The following is a 1,456-nucleotide window of genomic DNA, read 5'->3' on the forward strand; positions in this document are numbered from 1 at the left end:
GGGTAGTGTGCCGAACGTTGGTGTAATTGCCTAGAACCTGGCCCCTATTCTAACCCATCGCCTATGCCGCCCTCCTTCCGATCGGGTTGTCGGCAACCACTACTTCCATGATGCGCCTGGCGTGCTCCTCGGCAGTGCCGTCGTAGGACGGCGCCGGCAGCGGCGCCTTCGATGGCGATGTCGCCAGCGCTATCGACTCCTCCGTGAACCATCTCCTGGACGCCCAGTCCTCGTCCATCTCGGAGAGCACGGCGCCCAGCATCCGTATCAGCGACCTCCTGGACGGGAAGACCTGCACCACCCGGCTGCGGCGCTTGATCTCGCGGTTGGCGCGCTCCTGCACGTTGTTGGTGCGCAGCCTGCGATGATGGGCGTACGGGAAGTCGAGGTAGGCCAGGGCGTCGGCCTCGGCGTCCTCCAGCAGATCTGCCGCCCTGGGGCAGATACCGGCCATCTCCCCGCAGGCCAGGTGGTACAGCTCGCGCACCAGCGCCGGGTCCCGCTCGTCGAAGACGGCGTGCAGGATGGCCAGCACCGCGGCCCTCTTCTGCCGCGTGGGCGCGCAGGAGGCGGCGTTGCGCATGAGGTGCGCGACGCAGCGCTGCCACGCTGCTCCCGGGAACACCTCCTCGATGGCGCGGCGCAGGCCCTCGTGGGCGTCGGACGTGACGCAGAGGACGCCCCCGACCCCGCGCTCGCGCAAAGAGCGCAGGAAGGCGAGCCAGCCCGCGTGCGACTCGGTGTCGATGGCGTCGAGGCCGAGCAGCCGGCGGTAGCCGTCGGATCCCGCGCCGATGGCCGTGACGAGCGCGCACGACGACACATGTCCGCCGTCCCGGCACTTGACGTAGGTGGCGTCCACCCAAACATAGGGAAAGGCCACGTCGGACAGGTCGCGGCCCTGCAGGTCGGCCACGATTTCGTCCAGCGACTCGCAGATGCGGGATACCTGGGATGCGCTCATGCGGTCTATCCCCAGGGACGCGGCCACCCGCTCCACCTTCCTCGTGGACACGCCGTTGGTCACCATCTCGGACACCGCCGCGATCACCGCCCGGTCGACCCTCGAGTAGCGCACGAGCAGGTCCTCCGGGAAGTAGCTGCCGCGGCGCAGCTTGGGGATGCGAAGGTTTATGGCGCCCACACTGGTGACGAGCGTGCGCTCGCGGTAGCCGTTTCTCTGGTTGCCGTCGGCGCAGGCGTCCTCGGCCTGCGCGTCCATGATCTCGTTGACGAGCGACTCGGCCATTATCCGAATCAGCTCCTGGATGTTGACCATGCCGTCGTCGAATCTGGGAATCTCGGCCATGGCGGCCGTGCCGTGCTCTAAACTGTCCATATGCGGCTGTCGCCTTTCTGCTGAATCCGTCAATCTAGTCAATTGAAGATTCTAGGCGATGGCCGTTCCTCATGCATCAGGGGAAACGACCGTTACACCAACATTGGGCACACGATC

The 1,456-nt window shown here is 66.4% G+C and carries 1 protein-coding gene; it reads right to left on the minus strand.

Annotated features, from left to right (window positions below):
• Positions 1–61 precede the first annotated feature (61 nt).
• On the minus strand, positions 62–1,339 hold the full coding sequence (locus tag AAK988_RS11310; protein WP_160325427.1) for an IS256 family transposase: 1,278 nt from the start codon (positions 1,337–1,339) through the stop codon (positions 62–64).
• Positions 1,340–1,456 lie beyond the last annotated feature (117 nt).

The sequence above is a fragment of the Adlercreutzia muris genome (genome assembly GCF_041223505.1).
Classification (GTDB): domain Bacteria; phylum Actinomycetota; class Coriobacteriia; order Coriobacteriales; family Eggerthellaceae; genus Adlercreutzia; species Adlercreutzia muris.